This window comes from Actinomadura formosensis (genome assembly GCF_050948385.1).
GTDB lineage: Bacteria > Actinomycetota > Actinomycetes > Streptosporangiales > Streptosporangiaceae > Spirillospora > Spirillospora formosensis.
In genome coordinates this window covers 6,289,520-6,312,115 of the sequence record NZ_CP192011.1, presented here as the reverse complement: position 1 = coordinate 6,312,115, position 22,596 = coordinate 6,289,520, and the positions used below count along the sequence as shown (strand labels likewise).

Sequence of the window (22,596 nt, the reverse complement as noted above, 5' to 3'; positions counted from 1 at the left end):
GCATGGCCGCCGTCCCAGAACCGCGCGAGCGCACCGACTCCGCCCCGGCATCCGATTCGTCCGCGCAGGCCGCCCGCGATGCCGATGAGGTCGAACGTCACCTGTGCCCGTGGTGCGGTGTCGAGCCGGGCTCGCCGTGCCGGTCACGATCGGGCGCGGTGGCCGGCACCTACCACACCGGCCGGTTCACCAAGGTTCCCCGGCTTGCGAAGCTGCTGCGCGTCGCGACCCCGGCCGACCGCGCACCCGGAACCCCGTGGCGGCCCGGCACTGCGCCGCCGGCACCGCTCACCGGCAACCGGCCACCGGCCGACATCCGGATCGGGTACGCCCGCTGCTCCCGGCTCACCCAGGAACTCCAATCACAGCTGGACGCCCTGGAGGCCCACGCCATCCCCCGCGAGAAGATCTTCTCCGAGAAGATCTCTCCCCCGGGTCAAGGTCCGGCCCCAGTTCGAGAAGGCGCCGGCGGCCGCCCGGCAGATCAAGGCCCACGCTCCGCACTGCCGTGTCATCGTGACGGTGTACGAGATGAAGCGCCTGGGCCGCGACGCCTCCGAGCTGACCGCCCTGGCCGACCACCTCACCGCGCACGGCCTGGTGCTGGAGATGCTCGCCGGGCCGGGCCGGATGCTGTTCGCGTTCTTCGCCGCGATGGCCAAGACCGAACGCGAAGCGATCCGCGAGGCCACCCTCGAAGGCCTGGACGCCGCCGCCCGCAAAGGCAACCACGGCGGCCGCCGTCCCGTCATCACCAACGACATGCTCCACACCCTCCTGCGCCGCAAAGCCGCCGGCGAGAAAGTGGACGACATCCGCAAGGACCTGATCATCCCCACCGGGAAGAACAAGGGCCAGAACCCCTCACTGGCCAGCATCTACCGGGCCCTGGCCGCGCACGACAAGGCCACCGCCCACCCCCAAGCGGTCCAGCAGGCGCACGCAGACTTCGCGGCACTCACGCAGTCCTTCACGGCACTGACGTAGTCGGCATGCCTCACTGGCCGACCAGCAGAGTACAGACGAAGACCGCCCGCAGCGCACAGGAGCACGGGAAACAGGCGTTTCCGAAATCCTCTGCAACCAGCCACAGAACGCGAGATCACCCGCGAACACAACTTCGGGAATCGACATCTAGCCCAACCCGACGCCCCCGCCCGCAAGATCTATGCCCACTGGGGCTGGAAACAGGTCGCCAAGGTCCAATCCCACCCAGGCGGGGACATCGATGACGCCCTCGTCCTCTCACTCCAGCCACCCCGGCATGAGGGCGTCCGGCTCTGATCGGCTTCGTAGAGCCATTGGCTTTGCGGGAGTGTGAGGCCGCGAACGCATGGCTCGACGCTCGCCAGGACGTATTGGACGGCTGAACGGAAAATGGAACCCCAGCCGGGCAGGCGTCAGCGTCCGTTCTGCGGGAGCGGAACGGTTGCTCAACTGCGGTCAGGCTGCTGGTTCGAGGGTGACCTGGTGGCCGAGGGCTTGGAGTTGGCGGACGAGGTCGCGGGTTTTGCGGGTGGGGTTGAGATGGCGTTGGTGCCAGTCGGGGCCGAGTTCTTGGTAGTGGGTGTCGGGGTCGTTGATCAGGTGCCAGGTGATGACGAGGATGGAGCGGGCGACGGCGACGATGGCCTTGGCGTGGCCGCGGCGTTTGACGATGCGCCGGTAGCGGGCGCCGAGGAAGGTGTCGGTGCGTGCGGCGGCGGTGGCGGCTTCGCCGAGGGCTCCTTTGAGCCAGGGGTTTCCTTGTCCGGCGGGACCGGCGGTGTTCTTGGCTCCGGACTGAATGGTTCTGGGGCATAGCTTCGCCCACGAGACCAGGTGCTCGGGAGTGGGGAAGCGGCTCATGTCCAGGCCGATCTCCGCGAGGATGATGTGGGCGGTGGTCGCTCCGACGCCTGGGATGTTGTCTAGGCGTTCGGCCACGTCGGCTGCGGTGTGGCCAGGGGTGGTGTCGGTTCCGGACGTGATAGCGGCCGGGGCGTCATCGTGCGGGCCGGTGATCTCTCCCAGGGTCTGGGTGATCAGCCGATCGAGTTCGCCGAGTTGTGCGGTGAGGTGGTCGACGGTGCCCAGCAGGATCCGCAGCAGGTGGGCGTGATGGTCCTCGAACTGTCCGGTGAGGGCCTCGGTGAGGGGCTGTGTCTTTTTGACCAGGCTGCCCTTGGCCAGGTCCGCCAGAGTCCGGGGGTTGCGTTCGCCGGCGACCAGTGCGTCCAGCATGGACCGGCCCGAAACACCGAAGAGGTCCGAGACGACATCGGACAACTTGATCTGCGCGTCTTGGAGGGCCTTGTCCACCCGGTGCTTGTGACGGGTGCGTTCCTGGACGAAGACGGTGCGGGTGCGGGTGAGGTCCCGCAGTTGACGGACCGGTTTCGGGGGCACGAACGAGGCCCGCACCATGCCGCGTTCGGCGAGTTTGGCCAGCCAGACCGCGTCCAGCTTGTCGGTCTTGGGCCGCCCGGGGACGTTCTTGACATCACGCGCGTTGACCAGCCAGCACTCCAGCCCCCGGTTCTCCAGAAGGTAGAAGAAGGGCCGCCAGTAGCTGCCCGTCGCCTCCATCACCACGCGTTGGACGCCCTGGCAGACCAGCCGGTCACCCAGTTCCAGGATCGAGTTCGTGGTCGAGGAGACATTCCAGACCTGCTGGACCCGCCGGCCCTCGATGGTGTCGTGCGGGACTCGCAGACAGACCATGCCCGATGCCTTGGCGATATCGATCGCCGCGACCCGGGCTACCGTTCCGTCGTCGTGATCCTCTCCGGTTTCCTGCATGGTCTTCCTCCCCTTTGCCGATCGTGCGGGCGGGGCCGCCCGGGGGGCCTGAGGGGAAACGGAGAAGCTGAACGGCGTGCTCAAGGCGACAGTGTGCGGCCCCTCGGACGGCTCCCTCACCAGACTCCTATGCGGGCTCACGACCCAAACATCAAGCGGCGTCGGCGGGCAGCCCCGCACCGAATTTTCACGCCCGCGGGGCGTCGCCGCAGGCGAACGGCTGACTCCTATGTATCTCTGACGACCTGATCTCGTCCTTCTCGGTCACCACGAGGGTCGGCAAGTGGGAGATCGTCCGGGGCTCGTTCCAAATGTGCGCATTCCTTGTGGGGGCGGGGCGGGGTCCCGTTAGTCTTGCTGACCGCTGCCTGACTGACTGGTGACCGTTCGTGTGTCTGGAGTGGAGATCGTATTGAGTCATCCGAACCGGGTCGCGCAGGCACTGGGAACGCAGACCAACCATGCGCCCGTGCCCTCCACGCCGGGCTCCCAGCCGCCGGGTGGTACCCAGCCGTCCATGAGGCTGGTGCCGCCGAAGTCGCCGTTCGGGAACATGCCGGTCTCGACGGGGTCGGGCGAGGTGCGTTTCAAGCCGGACGACATCGTGCGGCTGGGCAACGAACTCATCGCCAAGTTGGGGGACGACCTGAGCCAGGCGCGCCGCCACGTGAACGGCGCCCCCCGCGAGGTCGAGGCGGGCGCGTTCACAACGTTCTGCGCCCATCTGGCGCACGCGTACGTGCAGGGCACGGAGTACGCGGACGTTGATTTGGTGACCAAGCTGCGCCAGCTGAAGGAATTCCAGAGCGGGCTGAACACGACCGCCAAGATCATGAAGATGGCGGAGGAGAAGAGCGCGCCGAAGACGCAGTAGGTCTTCGGCCTGAGCGGAGGCGGATCCCCATGGCTCCCAGCGGAATGAACAACCTGGCCGAGATGGCCAAGATCGCTTTAGACCTCTCGACGGCGGCCGCCTTCGTGATTCCCGAAGCTTGGCCGTCGGTCTCGGTCATGTACATGGCGCAGTCGGACCCTGCGCAGCTCTGGGACGCGGCGGAGGACTGGAGGAAGGCCGTCGACAAGATCAAGTCAGCGCGTGACCGGATCGACGGCGAGTTGCGCTCGCTGCCGGAAGATAGCTGGACCGGCAAGGACCGCGACGCCTTCGAGAAGAAGATGAACGACTACGCCAACCAGCTGATGCTGGCGTTCGCGTATGCATTCGTCATGTTCATCGTGCTCACGATCATGGCGCTGTTGATCGCCATGTTCATCATGGTGATGCTGGTGTGCGCGTTCGTCCTCGTGGTCTTCGCCGTATGGTTGATCATCGCGCTGCTCTTGTCACTGGTGCCAGGGTACGGCCAGGAGGAGTTGGCGGTAGCGCGGATGGGCGCGAGGCAGGCCGCGGCGTCCGTGCGGCAGATTCTCCGCATGGGTGAGATGGCGCTGGAGAAGACGGGCTCGGTGTGTGCGGCGGCCATCGCCGCCGCCACCGGGGTCGATGTGGTCGGCCAGATGCTCACCGGCAACACCAACGCCTACCCGGACTTCTTCGAGGCGACCGTCCGCAGTGCTGATGATGTGGCCATTAGTCGGCTTGCCCTCATCGAGCAGAAGATCACCGGGCAGTTCATGCGTGGCAGGGCTTTCGGTGGCACGGGGTACGGGAAGTTCCGCCTGCCCATGGTTCGGCTTCCGCAGAAGTACAAGCGGCTCTGGTCCGGACTCGGTGGCGCCAAGGGGGCCTGGGACACCGGCCTCCCCTACGCCCCGGACGGCATCCTGAACCCTGGGGCGCCGTGGATCAACAAAGGGATCACCTCGTTCACTGGCAGCGAGGGATACGGGGACGACTACGTCAAGCGGACGAACCCGATCCCGGCCGACACAGGTAAGGAGCTCGACTGATGACCGCTCCCGAGGATTTCAGGGTCGTTCTCCAGGACCTGAAACAGGACGCACCGATGCTGCTCTCCATGATGACGTTCCTCTGCGCCTTGTGCACGTGGGGGACGGTGGCAGTGGACAACGGCTGGCGCTTCGTGCTGGCCGTGCTGGCGGTGCTGTTCGCCGCGTTGCTTCTACTCGTCATTGTCCAGCTCCTCCGCGGGGCCGCGCTTCTCGTTTACATCGACGCTCGGGGCCTGGTCGCGACGAAGGACAAGAAGCCCGAGCAGATCCTTCCGGCCGAGCGGTTCCAGCGGTTCGAGGTCGTTGACCCGGGGGATGGTGGGGCGGTGTCGCTGAGGCTGCGTTACAGCAAGGAGGGTTCCTACGAGCCGCCGAGGCTGATCCGGGGCATGGAGGAGATTCCGGGGCGTCTTCTGCTCGCGATGATCAAGGACGGTGAGGGGGGCGGTTCCCTCAGCCTGGAGGATTTGTGGCGGCTCCGCCGGTTTGTTGAAGAGACGGGCGCGGGCATCTGGGAGGATCAGCCCCGCCGTTACTGACATCTGTCAGCGTTGCTGGAAGGCCCGCCGCATGTTGTCGATGATCGCGGTGGTCTCCTGGAGCGTGCCCTCGAAGGTCGAGTGCATGTCGGTGACGAAGGCGGCGGCCGTCGCCGCTACCGGGGTCGATGTGGTCGGTCAGATGCTCACTGGTAACACCAACGCCCATATGGATTTCTTTGAGGCGACCGTCCGCAGCGCTGACGATGTGGCAATCAGTCGGCTCGCTCTCATTGAGCAGAAGATCACGGGGCAGCTCATGCGTGGTAGGGCCTTCGGTGGTACGGGGTACGGGAAGTTCCGTCTGCCCATGCAGCGGCTTCCGCAGAAGTACAAGTGGCTCTGGTCCAGCCTTGGCGGTGCCAAGGGGGCCTGGGACACCGGCGTCCCCTATGCCCCCAGGGCATTGCGAACCCTGGGGCGCCGTGGGTCAACAAGGGGATCACCTCGCTTACCGGCAGCGAGGGATACGGGAACGACTACGTCAAGCGGACGAACCCGATCCCGGCCAATACCGACAGGAAGCTCGACTGATGACTACTTCCGAGGATTTCAGGGTCGTTCTCCGGGACCCGAAGCGGGATGCACCGAGGATCCTCGCCCTCTTGGCCTTTCTGTGCGCCTTGTGCACGTGGGGGACGGTGGCAGTGGACAATGGCTGGCGCTTCGTGCTCGCCGTCCTGGCGGTCCTGATTGCCGCGTTGTTGCTGCTGGGCGTCTACCCGCTCCTGCCCGGGAACGAATTCATCGTTTACATCGATGCTCGGGGCCTGGTCGTGACGAGGGGCAAGAAGCCCGCGCAGATCCTTCCGGCCGAGCGGTTCGGGCGGTTCGAGATCGTTGACCCGGGGGATGGCGGGGCGGTGACGCTGAGGCTGCGCTACAGCAAGGAGGGCTCCTACGAGCCGCCGAGGCTGATCCGGGGCATGGAGGAGATTCCGGGGCGTCTCCTGCTCGCGATCATCGAGGATGGCGAAGGAGACGGCTCCCTCAGCCTGGAGGATTTGTGGCGGCTCCGCCGGTTCGTTGAGGAGACGGGCGCGGGGACCTGGGAGGATCAGCCCCGCCGTTACTGACGTGCGTCAGCGTTGCTGGAAGGCCCGCCGCATGTTGTCGATGATCGCGGTGGTCTCCTGGAGCGTGCCCTCGAAGGTCGAGTGCATGTCGGTGATGAAGGCGGCGGTCTCCTCCGCGCTGGGCGGGGCCGCGGTCGGGTCGCCGTTCGGTCCGAATGAGTCGGTCGTCAGTTCGGCCGCCCGGCGTTCGAACGTCCGCTGGGCGTCCTGCACGGTCTCGGTGATCAGCTCGCCGAGGTCGGCGGCGGCCATGCGCAGTGCCCTCGGGTCGAGGTCGACGCCGGCCAGGCCCGCGCTGGTCCAGCGGGCCTTCACCCGGCCGTCGGCGGACTCGGCCTCTGCCTCCAGTTCATCGATCCGGCGTCGCAGATCCTCGGAGTTGGCGGCGAACTGCTGGGCGCTGTCGGCCAGTGCACCGAGATCGAAGACCATGAAGCCTCTCGTTTCGTCGTGGGAGCAGGGGGCGGCCCCGAGTATGCCGGTTACGGGGTGCGCTGGGCCTGGAGTTCGCAGGCGACCTCGGCCGCTATCGCCAGGCCCATGAGGAGGAACCGCCAGCGTTCGCTGTCGTCGGGGCACTGGATCGTCGTCATGCCGCCGCTGGTCGAGACGCGCCCGACGGGCATGTTCCGTGAGTCCGTGACCTCGAAGGCGGTGTAGGTGGGGTCGCCCTTGATGGTGCCGAAGGGCTCCGCCTGCGCGTCGGTCGCCTGGAACAGGTTCGCGGTCATGGCCTCCCGGCCGGTGCGCCGCAAGGTCGCGATCCGGGCGCCGGAGTCGTCCTCGATCCAGAGGAGATCGATGTCCCGTGTCCGCTGCGACGGCACCCGGAACAGCAGGGTTCCGTCGGGGGACACGACCTGTACCTCCTGGGCGGAGGATCGGAACAGGTCGCGGAAGGACCACCGCGGACGTTCGATGACCGCGAACTCGTCCCCCCGCCAGTCAACGAACCTGTCCCCGGTCATCAGGAACTGGCGCCGGTCGGTCTCCTGGGAGGTCATCGTCCGCCTTCCTCCATGTGCCTGATCATCCGGATCGGCGACCGAGCATAGTGGCCTTCGCCCGGCGTGCCGGGCGAAGGCGGAAAAGCCGGACGTCCTGTCCCTGCCGCTCGTTAGGGTGTGATCGCCCGAATGGTGAATCAGGAGGCGGATGGTGGCGGAACAGGCATTCCAGGTGGATCTGCGCGGGGTGGTGGATCTGCTGAGCCGCCATCTCTACGCGAGCCCGCGCGTGTACCTGCGGGAGCTGCTGCAGAACGCGGTGGACGCGATCACCGCGCGGGGTGAGGGCGGCCGGGTCGAGATCGAGACCGGTGGCGGGATGCTGCGGGTCCACGATGACGGGGTCGGGCTGACCGAGGACGAGGTCCACACGCTGCTCGCGACGATCGGACGGTCGTCCAAGCGGGACGAACTGGGGTTCGCGCGGCACGACTTCCTCGGCCAGTTCGGGATCGGGCTGCTGTCGGCGTTCCTGGTCGCGGACGAGATCGAGGTCGTGACGCGGTCCGCGAAGGGCGGCGGCGCGGTCCGGTGGACGGGCCGGTCCGAGGGCAGCTACCAGGTCGAACCCGCTGAACGCGGCGCGCCGGGCACGACGGTGACGCTGCGGGCGCGTCCGGGGGCGGCCGAGCTGCTGAGCCCGCCGGTCGTGGCCGAGCTCGCTCGCACCTACGGGTCGCTCCTCCCGGTCGATCTCATCGTGGACGGCGTCCCCGTGACCGGGGAGGGGCCGCCGTGGCGGGCGTCCTACCGGGATCCGGCCGCGCGGCGGCGGGCGCTGGAGCGGTACTGCGAGGAGCTTTACGGGTTCACGCCGTTCGACGTGGTCGATCTCGACGTGCCGGAGGCGGGGCTGACGGGTGTCGCGTTCGTCCTGCCGGAGCCGGTCTCGCCGACCGCGCGCGGCTCCCACCGCGTCTACCTCAAGCGGATGCTGCTGGCCGAGAGCGTGGCGGGCCTCCTGCCCGAATGGGCGTTCTTCGCCCGCTGCGTCGTGGACGCGGGGGAACTGCGCCCGACCGCGAGCCGTGAGGCCCTGTACGAGGACGAGCTGCTCGAATCCACCCGGCAGGGCCTCGGTGACGTGCTGCGGCAGTGGCTGGTGAAGCTGGCCGAGACCGACCCGGCGCGGCTGCGGGCGTTCCTGCGGCTGCATCAGCTCGGCGTGAAGGCGATGGCGCTGCACGACGACGACATGCTGCGGATCGTGGACCGCTGGCTGGAGTACGAGACGTCCGCCGGGCCGATGACGCTGCACGAGTTCCGCCGCCGGCATCCGGACGGCCGGTTCACCGCGAGCGTGGAGGAGTTCCGCCGGCTGTCGGCGGTCGCGGGCGCGCAGGGCGTCGGGCTGGTCAACGGCGGCTACGTCCACGACACGGAGATCATCGAACGGCTGCCCGACCTGGACCCCGGCATCCGGCTGGCCCGGCTGGACGCGGCGGAGCTGACCACCACGTTCGGGGTCCTCGACCCGGCGGCGGAGCTGGCGCTGCGGCCGTTCCTGGCGGCGGCGCAGCGGGCGGTGGAGCGGCTGGGCTGCGAGGTGGTCGTCCGCGAGTTCGATCCCGCGTCGCTGCCCGCGCTGTACCTGACCGGCCGGGACGCGCAGTTCCGCGAGGAGCTGACGCGGGCGCGGGAGGAGGCCGGCGGGCTGTGGGCGGACGTGCTCGGCGCCGTCAACGCCACCGCCGGCGTCGAACGCCCGCAACTGGTGCTGAACCACCGCAATCCGCTGGCCCGGCGGGTCACCTCGCTCGGCGATGACGGGCCCGTCGAACTGGCCGTCCAAGCCTTGTACGGGCAGGCGCTGCTGCTCGGCCACCATCCGCTGCGGCCCGCCGACACGGCGGTGCTGAACCGTTCCTTCATCGGCCTGCTGGAGTGGGCCGTCCACTCCCCGGAGGCCCCCGAATGAGTACGGACGACGTATATACGCTGATGGCGCGGTCGCAGGAACTGCCCTACGGGGAGGCCCGCACCGTCCTGGTCGAGGACGCGCTGCGCCGCGCGGAGGCGGCCGGTGACGAGGTGCTGGCGTTCCACGTGCGGGTCCGCCTGACGGACGCCTACCGGTACGGCGGCGAGCCCGCGAAGGCGTTCGCGACGTTCAGCCGGACGCTGGCCGACCATGACCGCGACCCGGGCCGGTTCGACGACGCGCGCGGCCTGCTGTGGCAGATGAAGGCGGTCGTCAGTTCCCTCACCCTGTTCCCCGAGATCCCGCTCGACCGCACCTACGCCGTCCTGGACGACATGGAGCGGCGCTACAAGGCGGGTGGGCACAGCCTCCAGGCGGTGTATCACTACCGCAACGTGGTGGCGCGGCACGTCGGTGACGGGTCCGCCGACGAGTGGTACCTCAAGTGGCGCGCGGCCGAGCGCGACGAGCTGTCGGACTGCGAGGGCTGCGACCCGACCGGCATGGTCCGCCACCTCGTGGAGGCCGGACGCCACGAGGAGGCGTTCGAGATCGCCGCGCCGGTGCTGAGCGCGCGGCTGTCGTGCAACGAGCAGCCGCAGTCCATCCAGACCGCGCTGCTGCCGGTGTACCTGCGGACGGACCGCGCCGAGCAGGCCGCCGACGCGCACCGCCGCGCCTACCGGGTGCACCGGTCCCGGCTGGCCGACCTCAGCGACATCGCCGAGCACCTGGAGTTCTGCGCGGTCACCGGCAACGAGGCGCGCGGGCTGGAGATCCTGCAGCGGCATCTCGGCTGGCTGGACCGGGCACCGAGCGCGCACGCGGACATGGACTTCTGCGCCGCCGCGGCTCTCGTCCTCCGCCGGGTCGCGGCGGCCGGGCACGGCGCGGCGACGGTCCGGCGTCCCGCCGCGGACGGCCGCCCGGCCGCCGACGTGCCGGTGGCCGACCTGCACGCCGAGCTGGCGGACCGCGCGACGGCGCTGGCGGACCGGTTCGACGCCCGCAACGGCACGTCCCACCAGGGCGGCAAGGTGCGCGGCACGCTGGCGGCCGAGCCGGTCGCGGGCTTCGTCCCGCTGGCCGCCCACCATCGCCGTCCGGAGCAGGCCCCGGCTCCCGTGCCGCCGCCCGTCCCGCAGGACGACGACCTCGCCCGCGTGGACGACCTCGACGAACTCCTCGGCATCGCCGACGAGCGCCGCACGGGCGGCGACATCCCGCGGGTGCTGGCGGCGTGGCGGCGGTTCGACGTCCTCGCCGGGAAGACCGAGCCGACGCCGCTGCAGAAGGCCCGCCGCCTGGACGGCCGGGGCGTCGAGCACGCCGTGGCCGGCGACGGGCCGAGCGCGGTCGCGTGCTGGGAGGAGGCGGCCCGGCTGTTCGGTGAGCTGGGCGACGAGACGCGCCGGCACCGCACGCTCGGCCGGCTCGGCATGGCACGCGTCGACCTCGGCGACGAGGGCGGCCTGGCGCAGGTGAGCGCCGCGGCCCGGCACCTGACCGCGCATTCGGGGGAGGACGGCGACGCCGCGGCCGCGCTGCTCCGCCTCGCGACCGCGCACATCAGGCTGGAGCATCCCGCCGAGGCCCTCGCCGCACTGGACCAGGTCGTCCCGGACGAGGCGCCCGACCGCGCCGGCGAGCTGTGGTTCCTGCGGGGGCAGGCGTTCCTGCTGGCCGATCGGGCCGGTGAGGCGGTGGCGGCGCTGCGCCGTTCGGTGGCGGCGGCGCGAGCGTCCGGCGATCCCGAGCTGGTCGCCGCGCCCGCGCTGCTGCTGGCCCGGACGCTGGCGCGACAGGAGAGCGGCCCGGACGAGGAGACGTTCGCCCTGCTGGACGAGGTGATCGCCGCGCTGCGCGACGCCTCGCCGATGCGCGCCGCGGCGTACTCCGAGCGCGGCTTGGCGTTCCTCGCCGTGGACCGCCCGGCCGACGCCGCCGCCGACCTGGTGGAGGGCGTCGCGGGATGGACGGCCGAGGGCCTGCACGAGCAGGCCGTCCACCTCCGGGTGGATCTCGCCGCCGCCTACCTGTCCACGGACCGCGCCCTGGAGGCGGCGGAGACCGCCGAGGAGGCGCTGCCGAACCTCGACGACGAGGCCGCGCGGCGCTGCCGCCTCATCCTCGCGCACGCGCAGAAGCGGCTGGGCGAGAAGGACGCCGCCACGCTGTTCACCGCCCTCGCCGAGGAGGCCGGGCAGGCCGGGCAGCACGACGCCGCCGCGCACTTCTTCACCGAGGCCGCCGACATCCTGACGGGCCTCGACATGGACGCCCCGGCCGCCGAACGGTACGCCCAGGCCGCCGAGGCGTGCGAGAAGGCCGGCGACCCCTACGGCGTGGCCCGCACCCGCCGCCGGGCCGCGATGTGCCTGATGTGGAGCGGCGACGCGGACGAGGCGGTGACCGCGATGGACACGGCCCGCGCGGCGCTGGCCGGCCTGCCGCCGGACGACGAGCCGACCCGCGTCTGGGAGACCGCCCTGACCTCCTTCGAGCAGGCCCGCGTCCTGGCCCAGGTGGGCCGCCTCGACGAGGCCGCCTCGCACGCGTCCGCCGCCGTGGACGGTTTCACCGCCATCGACCAGACCGCCCCGGCCGAGGACGCCACCCGCCTCCTGGAGGACATCAGGGCCGCGCTCGGCTGACGCACCGCGCCCCGTCCGACGGGACCGCCTCCAGGAACTCCGGCGGCGTCCAGCCGCGGCCGGCGTAGGCGGCGATGATCGCCTCCCGCACCTGCCCGGCGCGGGAGGCGGCCGTCAGGACGATCACGGAGCCGCCGAAGCCGCCGCCCACCATCCGGCCGCCGCGGGCGCCCGCCCGCAGCGCCGTGTCCACGGTGACGTCGGCCTCGGGCCACGACACCTCGAACTGGTCCCGCAGCGACAGGTGCGACGCGTTCAGCATCCCGCCGAACTCCGGCAGGGCGCCCGCGCGCAGCAGGCCGACGCTCGCCTCGACGCGGTGGTTCTCGGTGACGACGTGCTGGACGCGCCGGCGCAGCACGGGATCGCGCAACCTCGCCAGCGCCCCGGCCAGATCCTTGACGTCGCGGAGGGCGTCGACGCCCAGCAGCGCCGCCGCCTCCTCGCATTCGGCGCGGCGGCGGCCGTACTCGCCGCTGGTCAGCGCGTGCGACGCGCGCGTGTCCACGACCAGGAGCGTCAGCCCGGCCGCGGCCGGATCGAACGGCACCTGCGCGGACAGCCCGCTCCGGCAGTCCAGCATCAGCGCGTGCCCGGCCGTGCACAGCAGGGACGCCGACTGGTCCATCAGCCCGCACGGCATGCCGACCTGCTCGTTCTCCGCGCGCTGCGTCAGCCGCGCCAGCGCCGGGCGGTCGATCTCGACGCCGTGCAGCTCGCAGAGCGCCAGCGCCGTCGCGCATTCCAGCGCGGCGGACGACGACAGCCCCGCCCCCTGCGGCAGGTCGGAATCGAACAGCAGGGACGCGCCGCCCGTCCCGTGCTCGCGCAGCACCCGCGCCACCCCGACCGGATACGCCGCCCAGCCGCGCTCGGCGGGCCAGCCCTCGGAGACGACCGGCGGGCCGTCCACGGGCGCGGCGACGGCGGTGGCGGCCTGCCGCGACCGCACCTCGATCACGCCGTCGTCCCGCCGGGCGGCGGCCACCGAGACCCCGAGCGACGGTGCGAACGGCAGCACGAACCCGTCGTTGTAGTCGGTGTGCTCGCCGATCAGGTTGACCCGGCCGGGCGCGCGCCAGACGCCGTCCGGCGCGCGCCCGAACGCCCGGGTGAACGCCTCGGTGATTCCCTCGGTCATCGCGAGCGCAGGAACGTCCACGCGTCGCCGATCATCGTGCGCAGGTCGCGCTCGGGCTTCCAGCCGAGTTCGGCCTGGATCTTCTCCGACGAGGCGATCAGCACGGCCGGGTCGCCGGGCCGGCGCGGCATGACCTCGGCCGGGATGTCGCGGCCGGTGACCTCGCGGCACGCCTCGACGACCTCGCGGACGGAGTAGCCGCTGCCGCAGCCCAGGTTGAAGATCTGGTGCGTGCCCGGCGCGCAGGCGTCCAGCGCCAGCAGGTGGGCGCGGCCGAGGTCGACCACGTGGACGTAGTCGCGGACGCAGGTGCCGTCCGGCGTCGGGTAGTCGTCGCCGAACAGCTTCACCGCCGCGCCGTCGCCCTGCGCGATCTTCAGCACGTTCGGGATCAGGTGGGTCTCGACGGTGTGCCGCTCGCCGAGCCGCCCGTAGGCGCCCGCCACGTTGAAGTACCGCAGCGACACGCCGCCGATGCCGTGCAGCCGCGCGTACTCGGCCAGCGCCGTGTCGATCGCCAGCTTGGACGCGCCGTAGGGGTTGGTCGGACGGGTCGGGTCGGTCTCCAGGATCGGCGTCGACTCCGGCTCCCCGTACGTCGCGGCGGTGGAGGAGAACACGATCCGGGGGACGTCGGCGCGGCGCATCGCGTCCAGCAGTGCCAGCGACTCGCCGAGGTTCTTGTCCCAGTACAGGCCGGGCTTCTCCACCGACTCGCCGACGAGGGACTTGGCGGCGAAGTGCAGCACGGCGTCGAACCCGGCTCCGGCGAGCAGGTCGGCGGCCGTGTCGCGCAGCGTGCCGCGCACCAGCCTGGCGCCTTCGGGCACCGCGTCCTCGTGGCCGGTGGACAGGTCGTCCAGCACGACGACCTCGTGCCCCGCCTCCAGGAGCAGAGCGGAGACGACGCTGCCGATGTAGCCGGCGCCTCCGGTGACGAGCAGCTTCACTGACGGACCTCCATGATGGGACTCTCGGGCCGGGCGGGGTGCGTCCAGGCTATCCGGAACCGCGGACGGGGAAGGGTGAACGTATGGACCGCACGCCGTCCCTGCCGCCGGGCGCCCTCGCGCGGCCCCTGGTGTGGCTGCTGTCGAGATCGACCGACCTCGTCGTGCGGCTGTCGGGCGGCGACCCGGAGGCGCTGCGCGAGGAGATCACCGCGGAGCGGATGCGGGCGCTGGTGGCCGGGAACACCCAGCTCACCGCGGACGAGCGGACGCTGATCGGGGAGGTGTTCGCGGCGGGGGAGCGGCCGCTGCGCGAGGTCCTGGTCCCGCGCACCGAGGTGGTGTTCCTGGACGCGGCGCTCGCGCTGGCCGAGGCGGCCCGGCTGGCGGCCGCGAGCCCGCACTCCCGGTTCCCCGTCTGCCGCGACTCCCACGACGAGGTCGTCGGATTCGTCCACATCCGTGACCTGCTGGCCCCGGACCCGCCGGAGCGCGATGCCCCGGTGGGCGAGCTGGTGCGCCCCGTGAAGTTCCTTCCGTCCTCCAAACGGGTGCTGCCCGCCCTGTCGGAGATGCGCCGCGAGGGCTGCCACCTGGCGATCGTCATGGACGAGTACGGCGGCGTGGCGGGAATCGTGACCCTGGAGGACCTCGTGGAGGAGCTCATCGGGGACATCCGCGACGAATATGATGTGCAGGACGCGCAGGCACGGCGCCTGCACGGCGGGGTTGTCGAGGTCGACGGCCTGCTCAACCTGGACGACTTTGCCGCCGAGACCGGCATCCGGCTGCCCGCCGGCCCGTACGAGACGGTCGCCGGGCACATCATGGCGGTACTGCGCCGGGTCCCCGCCGAGGGCGACTCGGTGGAGGTCGCGGGCCGCCGGCTCGCGGTGGCCCGGATGGACGGCCGGCGGGTGGCCCGCGTGCGCGTCATGCCCCGGGCGATGCCGCAGGCCGTACCGGTGCCGCCCGGCACGCCGTCCGCGACCCCGCGGGCGGTGCTCGGCGACGCCGTCGCCGGCCCTTCCAGCGGGCGGGCCGTGGGCGGCGGAGCCTCCGGTGACACCTGAGAGAATCGGTCCGTGCAGATGCCCGAAGTGCCCAACCCCGAAGCGTCCGACGCCGGAACCACCGCGGCCCCGCCGCGGGTGTTCTCCGGCATCCAGCCCACCGCCGACTCGTTCCACCTCGGCAACTATCTGGGCGCGCTCCGGCAGTGGGTCGCGATGCAGGACACGCACGAGGCGTTCTACTGCGTGGTCGACCTGCACGCGATCACCGTCGAGCAGGATCCCGCGCAGCTGCGCCGCCGCACGAAGGTAGCCGCCGCGCAGCTGTTCGCGATGGGCGTGGACCCCGCCCGCGCCACGGTGTTCGTGCAGAGCCACGTCCCCGAGCACGCCGAGCTGGCGTGGATACTGGGCTGCCTCACCGGGTTCGGCGAGGCCGGACGCATGACCCAGTTCAAGGACAAGTCGTCCAAGCAGGGCACGTCCGGGACGAGCGTCGGCCTGTTCACCTACCCGATCCTGCAGGCCGCCGACATCCTGCTCTACACCCCCGAACCGGTCGCCGGGCGCCCGCTGCGCGTCCCGGTGGGGGAGGACCAGCGGCAGCACCTGGAGCTGACCCGCACGCTCGCGCAGCGGTTCAACCACCGCTTCGGGGAGACGTTCGTGCTGCCGGACGCCCACATCCCCGAGGGCGCCGCGAAGATCACCGACCTGCAGGAGCCGGCCGCGAAGATGAGCAAGTCGGCGTCCTCGCCGCAGGGGATCATCGACGTGCTGGAGGAGCCGGGACCGATGCGCAAGAAGATCATGCGCGCGGTCACCGACACCGGCACCGAGGTCGTCTACGACGAGGAGAAGAAGGCCGGCGTCACCAACCTGCTGCGGATCTACTCCGCGCTGGAGGGCACGTCCATCCCCGATCTGGAGGCCCGCTACAAGGGCTCCGGCTACGGGCAGTTCAAGAAGGACCTCGCGCAGGTCGTCCTCGACACGTTCACGCCGATCCGGGAGCGCACGCTCAAGCTGCTGGACGACGAGGAGCACCTCGAACGGCTGCTCGCCCAGGGCGCCGGGCGCGCCTCCGAGGTCGCCGTGCGGACGATGGAGACCGTGCGCGAACGGGTGGGATTCGTGGGACGTGGTCGCTGACCGCTCACCCCGAGGCGATGCCGCGGAGGGCCGGGTGCGGGCCCCCTCCGCGGCCGAGACCACGATGGTCGGGGGCCTGCCCGGCGCCCGCCCGGCCGGGGCCCGCGCGATCGGCGTCGCCATCCCGATCCCCGACCCGCACGGGACGTTCCTGCAGTCCAGGCGCGCCTCGTTCGGCGACCCCCTCGCGCACGCGATCCCGACGCACATCACGCTGCTGCCGCCGACCGAGGTGCACGAGTCCGCGCTGGACGCCATCGAGGAGCATCTGCTCGCCGTCGCCCGCACCGAGCGCCCGTTCCCGATCAGGCTGCGCGGCAGCGGAACGTTCCGGCCGGTGTCCCCGGTCGTGTTCGTGGCGCTCGCCGAGGGGATCGGCGGCTGCGAACGCGTCCAGGCGAAGGTCATGTCGGGGCCGCTGTCCCGGCCGCTGCCGTTCCCGTACCACCCGCACGTCACGATCGCCCACCGCCTGCCCGACGACGTCATGGACCGCGCGTTCAAGGAACTCGCCGGCTACGGCGCCGACTTCCAGGCGTGGGGGTTCTCGCTCTACGAGCACGGGATGGACGGCATCTGGCGGCGGCAGTGCGACTTCGTGTTCGGGGACGGCGCCGTCCCCGCGCCCGGACACCGATCGCCCGGACGTTAACGGTTGATTACCGTCCGCGGCATCGACTTGGCGCCTCTGGGTACGTTGCGTACATGCGGCAGGTGATCAATAGGGCGCAGGGACGGATCGAGTCCCTGTTCGGCGAGGGAAAAGACCTGCTGCGGGGCGCACGCGACCGCTGGCGCTGGCTCGACCACCAGGCCCGCGCGTTCGAGCGGTACCGGGAGCGGCGCGGCGACCGGCTCGCCGCCGCCCTCACCTGCTACGCCTTCCTGTCGTTCTTCCCGCTGCTGGCGCTGGCGTACTCGCTGCTCGGCTACCTCGTCGGCGTCAGCGCGCAGGCCCGCGACTACTTCGTGCGGGCGGTCAACTCCCAGCTGCCCGGCCTCGCGGGGCAGCTCCAGGTGGAGCAGATCGCCCAGTCCAAGACGGCCGTCGGGGTCGTCGGCCTGGTCGCGTTGCTGTTCACCGGGCTCGGCTGGGTGCAGGTGCTGCGCGAATCGCTGCGCGACATCTGGGGCAACGAGCCGGACGGCGGCGGCAACTTCTTCCTGATGCGGCTGTGGGACTTGGCCGTGCTGGCTTTCCTGGGCGTGATCCTCATCTGCGGCGTGGCGGTGACGACGGTCACGACGTCCGCGACGCACACCGTCCTCGGCTGGCTCGGTCTGGAGCACGTCCCCGGCGCCGGGACGGGCCTGCGGCTGCTGTCGCTGGCCTGCGCGATCGTGTTCGACACGGTCGTGTTCCTGGTGCTGTTCACCCGGCTGTCGGGGACGCGGGCGCCGTGGCGGCGGATCATCCGGGGCGCGCTGTTCGGCGCCGTCGGCTTCGAGGTCCTCAAGCAGATCGCGACGCTGCTGCTCGGGCGGACGACCCAGAACCCGGTCTACGGCACGTTCGCCGTCCTGGTCGGGCTGATGGTGTGGATCAACATCGTGTCCCGGTTCTCGCTGTTCACCGCCGCGTGGACGGCCACCCGCCGGGTCGTCCTCACCGCCGACGCCACGAATCCGGAGAACTGCGCCGACCGTGCGGAGGCCGAAGCGCTCCAGGAGCGCGCCGAAGCGGAGCAGAACGGGGCGGAGCAGAACGGGGCGGAGCAGAACGGGGCCGGCCGGAACGGGACGGGGGCGCCTTCGGAACACCGGAAGGCGCCGTCCCCGCGCTGACGTCCCCGCGCTGATCTACCGGCCGGAGTCGTGGCCGGAGCGGGCCGCCTCCAGGCGCCGGCGGCGGCGCAGCACCACGAACAGCACCACGATCGCCAGCAGCGCCCCGGCCGCGCCGCCGCCCACGAGCAGCCACCTGCGGGTCGAGTCGTCCGAGGCGAGCGGGGCGTCCGGCAGCAGGCCGGAGTCGCCGTCCTTCTTGGCCCGCTCGGGCGTGCCGGGCGGGACGAGCGTCCCCACCGGCCGCACCTTGCCGCGGGTGGCGAAGCCCCAGTTCAGCAGCTTGGCCGCGTAGGGGGACGGCGGCATGTCCGCGCCCATCAGCGAGATCACGATGGTGTGCCCGCCGCGCCGCGCCTGGGCGACGAACGTCTGCCTGGCGGCGATCGTGTAACCGTTCTTGCCGCCGATCATGCCCGGGTAGGCTTCCCGCTCGCCCGGCATCATGTGGTTGTGGGTGTGGATCGGGTATCCGCCGACCTTCTTGCCCTTCTTGCGCTCCTTCTTGGTGGGCGGCGCGGGGAAGTGGAAGTCGATGGCCTGCATGTACCCGCGGTAGGCGGGGTTCTTCATCCCCTCGCGCAGGATCAGCGCCAGGTCGTACGCCGAGGTGTGCTGCGTGCGGACGTTCAGCCCGAGGTCGCGGTCGAGCCCGTTCGGTGACCCGGCGAGCGTGTCGCGCGCGTTGATCCGCCGGGCCTCGGCGTTCATGTCGGCGAGTGTCCTGCGCATCCCGCCGTCCGTCTCGGCGAGCGTCACCGCCGCGTCGTTGGCGGACATCATCAGCAGCGCGTGGAACAGGTCGGAGACCTTGTACTGCATCTTCGGCGTCATCCCGACCTTGGTGCCCTCGACGTCGCACGCCTTCTGCGAGGGCCGGACGAGCCGGTTCGGGTCCAGCCTGGGGACGAGCGCCAGCGCGGTCAGCGTCTTGAGCGTGCTCGCCGGCAGGTAGTGCCCGTGCGGGTCCTTGGCGGCGAGGACGTCCCCGGTGTCGGCGTCCGCGATCAGGTACGAGGCGGCCTTGATCTTGGGCAGGGGCGGCAGGCCGGGGGCCGGGTTGACGACGATGCCGCGGCCGGCGAGCTGCGGCCCGCCGACGGTCTCGGCCGGCGGTGCGGCGGCCGGGGCCGCGGCGGTGGCGGGCGGCGCCACCAGGACGGGGCCGGCGGCCAGCGAGACGGCCGTGACCGGAACCGTGATCACCGTCAGGGCGCGGCGGACGCCGGCCGGCCCTGGTCGCTCAGCTCGCAAGCTCTCGACGCTCCTTTTTCCCCTGGAAGCGCGATCGCTCCCGACGCGCATGCGCCCAACGCCCATGACTCCCCCGAAGACTAGGCGACGTGTCCGGCGAGGAGGTACCCGACCGCGCAGGCGGCAAGCTCGGGACGGGAGCGACACACGGTGCATAAGTGATCTTACGGTACGTAGGCGGCAGGCTGGATTGGTTACAGTCCGTCATTGACGGTATTTTGGGACGGGCTGACTAGTTCGATCTAGTGATGCCCTGGACGAGACCGATGATCGAAAAGGATGACGCCCGAGCTTCCGCCGACCGCCCGCATGAGTCAAATGATCCGCAAAGGGCAGGGACACCCGGCAGGGTGGCGGGCACGGGCGCCATCATGGAGCGAACACGTGACCCTGGACCGGCGTTTGTCCAGGCTTAGGGACCCGCTGGCTGAATTGCGCCACGTGCCACGCAACGACCTGCAAGGATTGTGGACGGAGGTTGGCCGTGGCCATTGACTTCAACGCATCGAACGGGGCGACGCTCGGCGTCGAGTGGGAGATCCAGCTCGTCGATGCGGGGACGAGGCACCTGCGGCAGGACGCACGCGAGGTGCTCGCCGCCTTGCCTTCGCTCAGCTTGGAGGGAGACAACCCCCGCATCCGGCACGAGCTGATGGAGTCGATGGTCGAGGTCGTGACCGGCATCTGCGACACCGTCGGCGAGGCCAAGGCCGACCTGTCCGGCACGCTCACCGCGCTGCGCGCCGCCGCCGCCGAACGCGGCATCGCGCTGGCCTGCACGGGCACCCACCCGATCAGCGACTGGCGGGACGCGGTGATGGCGCCCATGGGCCGCTACGCCAAGCTGATCGAGGAGATGCAGTGGCTGGCCCGGCGCATCCAGACGTTCGGCGTTCACGTCCACGTCGGCATCTCCGACGGCGCCAAGGCGATCCCCATCGTCAACGCGCTCTCGTCCTATCTTCCGCACTTCCTCGCGCTCACCGCGTCCAGCCCGTTCTGGAGCGGCGGCGACACCGGCCTCGCGTCCTGCCGCGCGGTGGTCTTCGGTCAGCTGCCGACGGCCGGACCGCCCCACTTGCTTGACGACTGGGGGGCCTTCGAGGATTACATGGACACACTGATGCGTTCTGGAACCATCCGGAGCATCAAGGAAGTGTGGTGGGACATCCGCCCGCATCCCGACTTCGGGACGGTCGAGATCAGGATGTTCGACGGCATTCCCACCATGCGTGAGGTGGGGATGGCCGCGGCGCTGTGCCAGAGCCTGGTCACGCTGTTCGATCAGCAGCTCGACCGGGGCTACACGCTGCCGAGGCCGGCCGCCTGGGTGGTGCGCGACAACAAGTGGCGCGCGACCCGGTACGGGCTCGACGCGATCGTCATCACCGACGACGCGGGCAACACCGCGCCGCTCCGCGACGAGCTGTACGAGCTGATCCGGGAGCTGGAGCCGGTCGCCGACCGGCTCGGCTGCGCCGAGGAGCTCAAGGTCGCGGGCGAGGTCCTGGAGCACGGGGCCCCGTACGAGCGGCAGCGCGCGATCCGCGCCGGAGGCGGCACGCTGGAGAACATCGTCGACGCGGCGATCACCGAGCTCGCGGAGGACCGGTTCGTCACACCGGGGGAGGTCGTACATGCCGGACCGTGAGAGGCCGGAGCGGACGACCCGTCCCGCGAACCCGACCGTGAACCCGAACGAGCCGAAGAGCGAACAGGGTGCAGAGAACGTTCTCGAAAACGAGGACACCAACGGGCGGACGCCGTCCGGCTCCGCCGTCGCGCAGGGGGCGCACATGACACATCCGGGACCCGGGGTGATGCCCGGCCTTGAACCACCCACCGCCGCGAGCCCCGTCGGCCGGGACGCCGGCACCGCCGACGTGAACGGCATCGCCGACGTGAACGGCATCGCCGGCATGAACGGGGCCGCGGCGCCCGGCGAGGCGGTGAACGCGGTGACGGTGCCCGGCGCGAGCCGGCCGGTGGCAGTGCCCCCGGTGCTCGGCGGCGCGGCCCTCCAGCCGCAGCTCGACGCGTTCCTGGCCGACCACGAGGACGAGCTGATCGCGTTCCGCCGCGATCTGCACATGCACCCCGAGCTGGGCTACGCCGAGCACCGCACGACCGGGAAGATCGCCGAGCGGCTGCGCGCGGCGGGCCTGGACCCGGTGATCCTCCCCAAGGGCACCGGCCTGTTCTGCGACATCGGCCCGGCCGACGGCACCACGGTCGCGCTGCGCGCCGACATCGACGCGCTCCCGCTGGAGGACGAGAAGGAGGGCGTCCCGTACCGGTCGACGGTCCCGGGCGTCGCGCACGCGTGCGGCCACGACGTCCACACCGCGATGGTGCTGGGCGCCGGCCTGTTCCTCGCGCAGCAGGCCGAGGCGGGGCTGCTGCCCGGCCGGGTCCGGCTGCTGTTCCAGCCCGCCGAGGAGACCCCGGGCGGCGCGCTGGACGTGATGGCCGCCGGCGGCCTCGCGGGCGTGGACCGCGCGTTCGCGCTGCACTGCGACCCCCGCATCGAGGTCGGCCAGCTGGGGCTGCGCACCGGCCCGATCACCGCGGCCTGCGACAAGGTGCATGTGAAGGTCACCGGGCCCGGCGGGCACACCGCCCGGCCCCACCTGACCGCCGACCTGGTGTACGCGCTCGCCAAGATCGTCACCGAGCTGCCGTCCGCGCTGTCGCGGCGCGTCGACCCGCGCTCCAGCCTGTCGCTGGTGTGGGGGCGGATCTCGGCCGGCTCCGTCGCCAACGCGATCCCCGACGACGGGATCGCCGAGGGCACCGTCCGCTGCCTGGACGACGAGGCGTGGCACCGGGCGCCGGAGATGATGAAGGCGCTGCTGCAGTCGGTCGCCGCCGCCTACGACGTGGAGGCGTCGCTGGAGTACGTCCGGGGCGTCCCGCCGACCGTGAACGAGGCGACCAGCGTGCAGATGCTCCGGGACGCGGCGGCACAGGTCATGGACGAGGACGGCGTCGTCCCGACCCCGCAGAGCCTCGGCGGGGAGGACTTCGGCTGGTATCTGGAGTCGATCCCCGGCGCGCTCGCCCGGCTCGGTGTCCGCACCCCCGGCTCGTCCGGCGAGTACGACCTGCACCGCGGCGACTTCGACGTGGACGAGCGGTGCATCGCGGTCGGCCTGCGGGTACTGAGCGCGACCGCGCTGACCGCGCTGTGGGAGGGCGGACGTCCCGGCGACGCCGAGCCGATCGAGGGCGCGGCACTGGCCTGACCACGCGGTCACGGCGCGTGACCGCCTGTCCCCCCGAACACCTCCCGTCCCCGGTGTGACCGGGCCTCACCCGCGGTGCCGACGTCGCCGCTGACCTGTGGCGATATGTCTACGCATTGGTAACGGAGCTATTGCGAATCCGTGCAAGCGGGAGGTTTGCCCTT

General features: G+C 71.1%; 19 protein-coding genes and 1 pseudogene. 14 read left to right on the top strand and 6 right to left on the bottom strand.

From position 1 onward, the window contains the following. Nucleotides 1-2: 2 nt before the first annotated feature. Both ACQP1N_RS29615 and ACQP1N_RS29610 read left to right on the top strand, forming a co-directional pair. Nucleotides 3-173, top strand: a pseudogene (locus tag ACQP1N_RS29615) (zinc finger domain-containing protein); the annotation flags it as partial. Continuing rightward, the gene (locus ACQP1N_RS29610) at nt 118-987 is read left to right on the top strand and encodes a recombinase family protein (RefSeq protein ID WP_433227720.1); all 870 of its coding nucleotides are present in this window, start codon (nt 118-120) and stop codon (nt 985-987) included. The pseudogene ACQP1N_RS29615 and the gene ACQP1N_RS29610, both read left to right, overlap by 56 nt. A gap of 456 nt (nt 988-1,443) precedes the next feature. Here the strand turns inward: ACQP1N_RS29610 and ACQP1N_RS29605 are convergent, their stop codons facing one another. Beyond that, nucleotides 1,444-2,781 (bottom strand): IS110 family transposase, encoded by a 1,338-nt coding sequence (locus ACQP1N_RS29605; RefSeq protein ID WP_067808169.1) that lies wholly within the window; start codon nt 2,779-2,781, stop codon nt 1,444-1,446. A 517-nt stretch (nt 2,782-3,298) separates the two neighbouring features. Between ACQP1N_RS29605 and ACQP1N_RS29600 the strand changes: the two genes are divergently transcribed. From ACQP1N_RS29600 to ACQP1N_RS29585, 4 genes are all read left to right on the top strand, one after another. Further along, entirely contained in the window at nt 3,299-3,655 is a 357-nt protein-coding gene (locus ACQP1N_RS29600; protein WP_433227719.1) for a hypothetical protein, read from the top strand. A gap of 62 nt (nt 3,656-3,717) precedes the next feature. Beyond that, nucleotides 3,718-4,692, top strand: coding sequence for a WXG100 family type VII secretion target (locus ACQP1N_RS29595; RefSeq protein ID WP_433227718.1), 975 nt, complete (start codon nt 3,718-3,720; stop codon nt 4,690-4,692). Beyond that, nucleotides 4,692-5,234, top strand: coding sequence for a hypothetical protein (locus ACQP1N_RS29590; protein ID WP_433227717.1), 543 nt, complete (start codon nt 4,692-4,694; stop codon nt 5,232-5,234). Before ACQP1N_RS29595 ends, ACQP1N_RS29590 begins: the two co-directional genes overlap by 1 nt. Nucleotides 5,235-5,767: 533 nt before the next feature. Continuing rightward, nucleotides 5,768-6,310, top strand: a complete 543-nt coding sequence (locus ACQP1N_RS29585) for a hypothetical protein (protein WP_433227716.1) — start codon at nt 5,768-5,770, stop codon at nt 6,308-6,310. 6 nt (nt 6,311-6,316) lie between these two features. Here the strand turns inward: ACQP1N_RS29585 and ACQP1N_RS29580 are convergent, their stop codons facing one another. Further along, entirely contained in the window at nt 6,317-6,742 is a 426-nt protein-coding gene (locus ACQP1N_RS29580) for a YbaB/EbfC family nucleoid-associated protein (RefSeq protein ID WP_433227715.1), read from the bottom strand. Nucleotides 6,743-6,792: 50 nt separating this feature from the next. Then, the gene (locus ACQP1N_RS29575; RefSeq protein ID WP_433227714.1) at nt 6,793-7,314 is read right to left on the bottom strand and encodes a hypothetical protein; all 522 of its coding nucleotides are present in this window, start codon (nt 7,312-7,314) and stop codon (nt 6,793-6,795) included. A gap of 154 nt (nt 7,315-7,468) precedes the next feature. Between ACQP1N_RS29575 and ACQP1N_RS29570 the strand changes: the two genes are divergently transcribed. Together ACQP1N_RS29570 and ACQP1N_RS29565 are read left to right on the top strand one after the other, a co-directional pair. Continuing rightward, nucleotides 7,469-9,235 (top strand): HSP90 family protein, encoded by a 1,767-nt coding sequence (locus ACQP1N_RS29570; RefSeq protein WP_433232856.1) that lies wholly within the window; start codon nt 7,469-7,471, stop codon nt 9,233-9,235. After that, nucleotides 9,232-11,892, top strand: coding sequence for a hypothetical protein (locus ACQP1N_RS29565; RefSeq protein ID WP_433227713.1), 2,661 nt, complete (start codon nt 9,232-9,234; stop codon nt 11,890-11,892). The genes ACQP1N_RS29570 and ACQP1N_RS29565 overlap by 4 nt, the downstream gene beginning before the upstream one ends. On the opposite strand, the gene galK is transcribed toward ACQP1N_RS29565, so the two are convergent. Together galK and galE are read right to left on the bottom strand one after the other, a co-directional pair. Then, a complete protein-coding gene (gene galK / locus ACQP1N_RS29560; RefSeq protein WP_433232853.1) occupies nt 11,873-13,033 on the bottom strand; it encodes a galactokinase in 1,161 nt (386 codons plus the stop codon). The two genes, ACQP1N_RS29565 and galK, sit on opposite strands and share 20 nt — an antisense overlap. After that, entirely contained in the window at nt 13,030-13,983 is a 954-nt protein-coding gene (galE, locus tag ACQP1N_RS29555) for a UDP-glucose 4-epimerase GalE (protein ID WP_433227712.1), read from the bottom strand. The genes galK and galE overlap by 4 nt, the downstream gene beginning before the upstream one ends. 83 nt (nt 13,984-14,066) lie before the next feature. On the opposite strand from galE, the gene ACQP1N_RS29550 reads away from it, so the two are divergent. Genes ACQP1N_RS29550 through ACQP1N_RS29535 form a run of 4 tightly spaced genes read left to right on the top strand, consistent with a single transcriptional unit; the run spans nt 14,067 to nt 17,933 of the window. Then, entirely contained in the window at nt 14,067-15,056 is a 990-nt protein-coding gene (locus ACQP1N_RS29550) for a hemolysin family protein (protein WP_067795625.1), read from the top strand. Between the two features lie 18 nt (nt 15,057-15,074). Then, nucleotides 15,075-16,148, top strand: a complete 1,074-nt coding sequence (gene trpS, locus ACQP1N_RS29545; protein ID WP_433232850.1) for a tryptophan--tRNA ligase — start codon at nt 15,075-15,077, stop codon at nt 16,146-16,148. A gap of 34 nt (nt 16,149-16,182) precedes the next feature. After that, complete coding sequence (locus ACQP1N_RS29540; protein WP_242608829.1) at nt 16,183-16,800, top strand: 2'-5' RNA ligase family protein; 618 nt, start codon at nt 16,183-16,185, stop codon at nt 16,798-16,800. 53 nt (nt 16,801-16,853) lie between these two features. Beyond that, nucleotides 16,854-17,933 (top strand): YihY/virulence factor BrkB family protein, encoded by a 1,080-nt coding sequence (locus tag ACQP1N_RS29535; protein ID WP_084262731.1) that lies wholly within the window; start codon nt 16,854-16,856, stop codon nt 17,931-17,933. A 15-nt stretch (nt 17,934-17,948) separates the two neighbouring features. On the opposite strand, the gene ACQP1N_RS29530 is transcribed toward ACQP1N_RS29535, so the two are convergent. Then, nucleotides 17,949-19,187: a D-alanyl-D-alanine carboxypeptidase family protein gene (locus ACQP1N_RS29530; RefSeq protein WP_242608828.1), complete on the bottom strand. Its 1,239-nt coding sequence runs from the start codon at nt 19,185-19,187 to the stop codon at nt 17,949-17,951. 484 nt (nt 19,188-19,671) lie between these two features. On the opposite strand from ACQP1N_RS29530, the gene ACQP1N_RS29525 reads away from it, so the two are divergent. Next, nucleotides 19,672-20,838: a glutamate--cysteine ligase gene (locus tag ACQP1N_RS29525; RefSeq protein ID WP_067795677.1), complete on the top strand. Its 1,167-nt coding sequence runs from the start codon at nt 19,672-19,674 to the stop codon at nt 20,836-20,838. A 145-nt stretch (nt 20,839-20,983) separates the two neighbouring features. Further along, the gene (locus ACQP1N_RS29520) at nt 20,984-22,432 is read left to right on the top strand and encodes an amidohydrolase (RefSeq protein WP_433232848.1); all 1,449 of its coding nucleotides are present in this window, start codon (nt 20,984-20,986) and stop codon (nt 22,430-22,432) included. The last annotated feature ends 164 nt before the right edge of the window (nt 22,433-22,596 follow it).

What these genes read in the sequence shown, in the direction of transcription:
- ACQP1N_RS29575 (WP_433227714.1), bottom strand. Translation starts at nt 7,314, where the DNA reads ATGACCTCCCAGGAGACCGACCGGCGCCAGTTCCTGATGACCGGGGAC.
- ACQP1N_RS29550 (WP_067795625.1), top strand. Translation starts at nt 14,067, where the DNA reads ATGGACCGCACGCCGTCCCTGCCGCCGGGCGCCCTCGCGCGGCCCCTG.
- ACQP1N_RS29535 (WP_084262731.1), top strand. Translation starts at nt 16,854, where the DNA reads ATGCGGCAGGTGATCAATAGGGCGCAGGGACGGATCGAGTCCCTGTTC.
- ACQP1N_RS29600 (WP_433227719.1), top strand. Translation starts at nt 3,299, where the DNA reads ATGAGGCTGGTGCCGCCGAAGTCGCCGTTCGGGAACATGCCGGTCTCG.
- ACQP1N_RS29520 (WP_433232848.1), top strand. Translation starts at nt 20,984, where the DNA reads ATGACACATCCGGGACCCGGGGTGATGCCCGGCCTTGAACCACCCACC.
- ACQP1N_RS29590 (WP_433227717.1), top strand. Translation starts at nt 4,692, where the DNA reads ATGACCGCTCCCGAGGATTTCAGGGTCGTTCTCCAGGACCTGAAACAG.
- galK (WP_433232853.1), bottom strand. Translation starts at nt 13,033, where the DNA reads ATGACCGAGGGAATCACCGAGGCGTTCACCCGGGCGTTCGGGCGCGCG.
- ACQP1N_RS29585 (WP_433227716.1), top strand. Translation starts at nt 5,768, where the DNA reads ATGACTACTTCCGAGGATTTCAGGGTCGTTCTCCGGGACCCGAAGCGG.
- trpS (WP_433232850.1), top strand. Translation starts at nt 15,075, where the DNA reads ATGCCCGAAGTGCCCAACCCCGAAGCGTCCGACGCCGGAACCACCGCG.
- ACQP1N_RS29605 (WP_067808169.1), bottom strand. Translation starts at nt 2,781, where the DNA reads ATGCAGGAAACCGGAGAGGATCACGACGACGGAACGGTAGCCCGGGTC.
- ACQP1N_RS29580 (WP_433227715.1), bottom strand. Translation starts at nt 6,742, where the DNA reads ATGGTCTTCGATCTCGGTGCACTGGCCGACAGCGCCCAGCAGTTCGCC.
- ACQP1N_RS29565 (WP_433227713.1), top strand. Translation starts at nt 9,232, where the DNA reads ATGAGTACGGACGACGTATATACGCTGATGGCGCGGTCGCAGGAACTG.
- ACQP1N_RS29595 (WP_433227718.1), top strand. Translation starts at nt 3,718, where the DNA reads ATGGCCAAGATCGCTTTAGACCTCTCGACGGCGGCCGCCTTCGTGATT.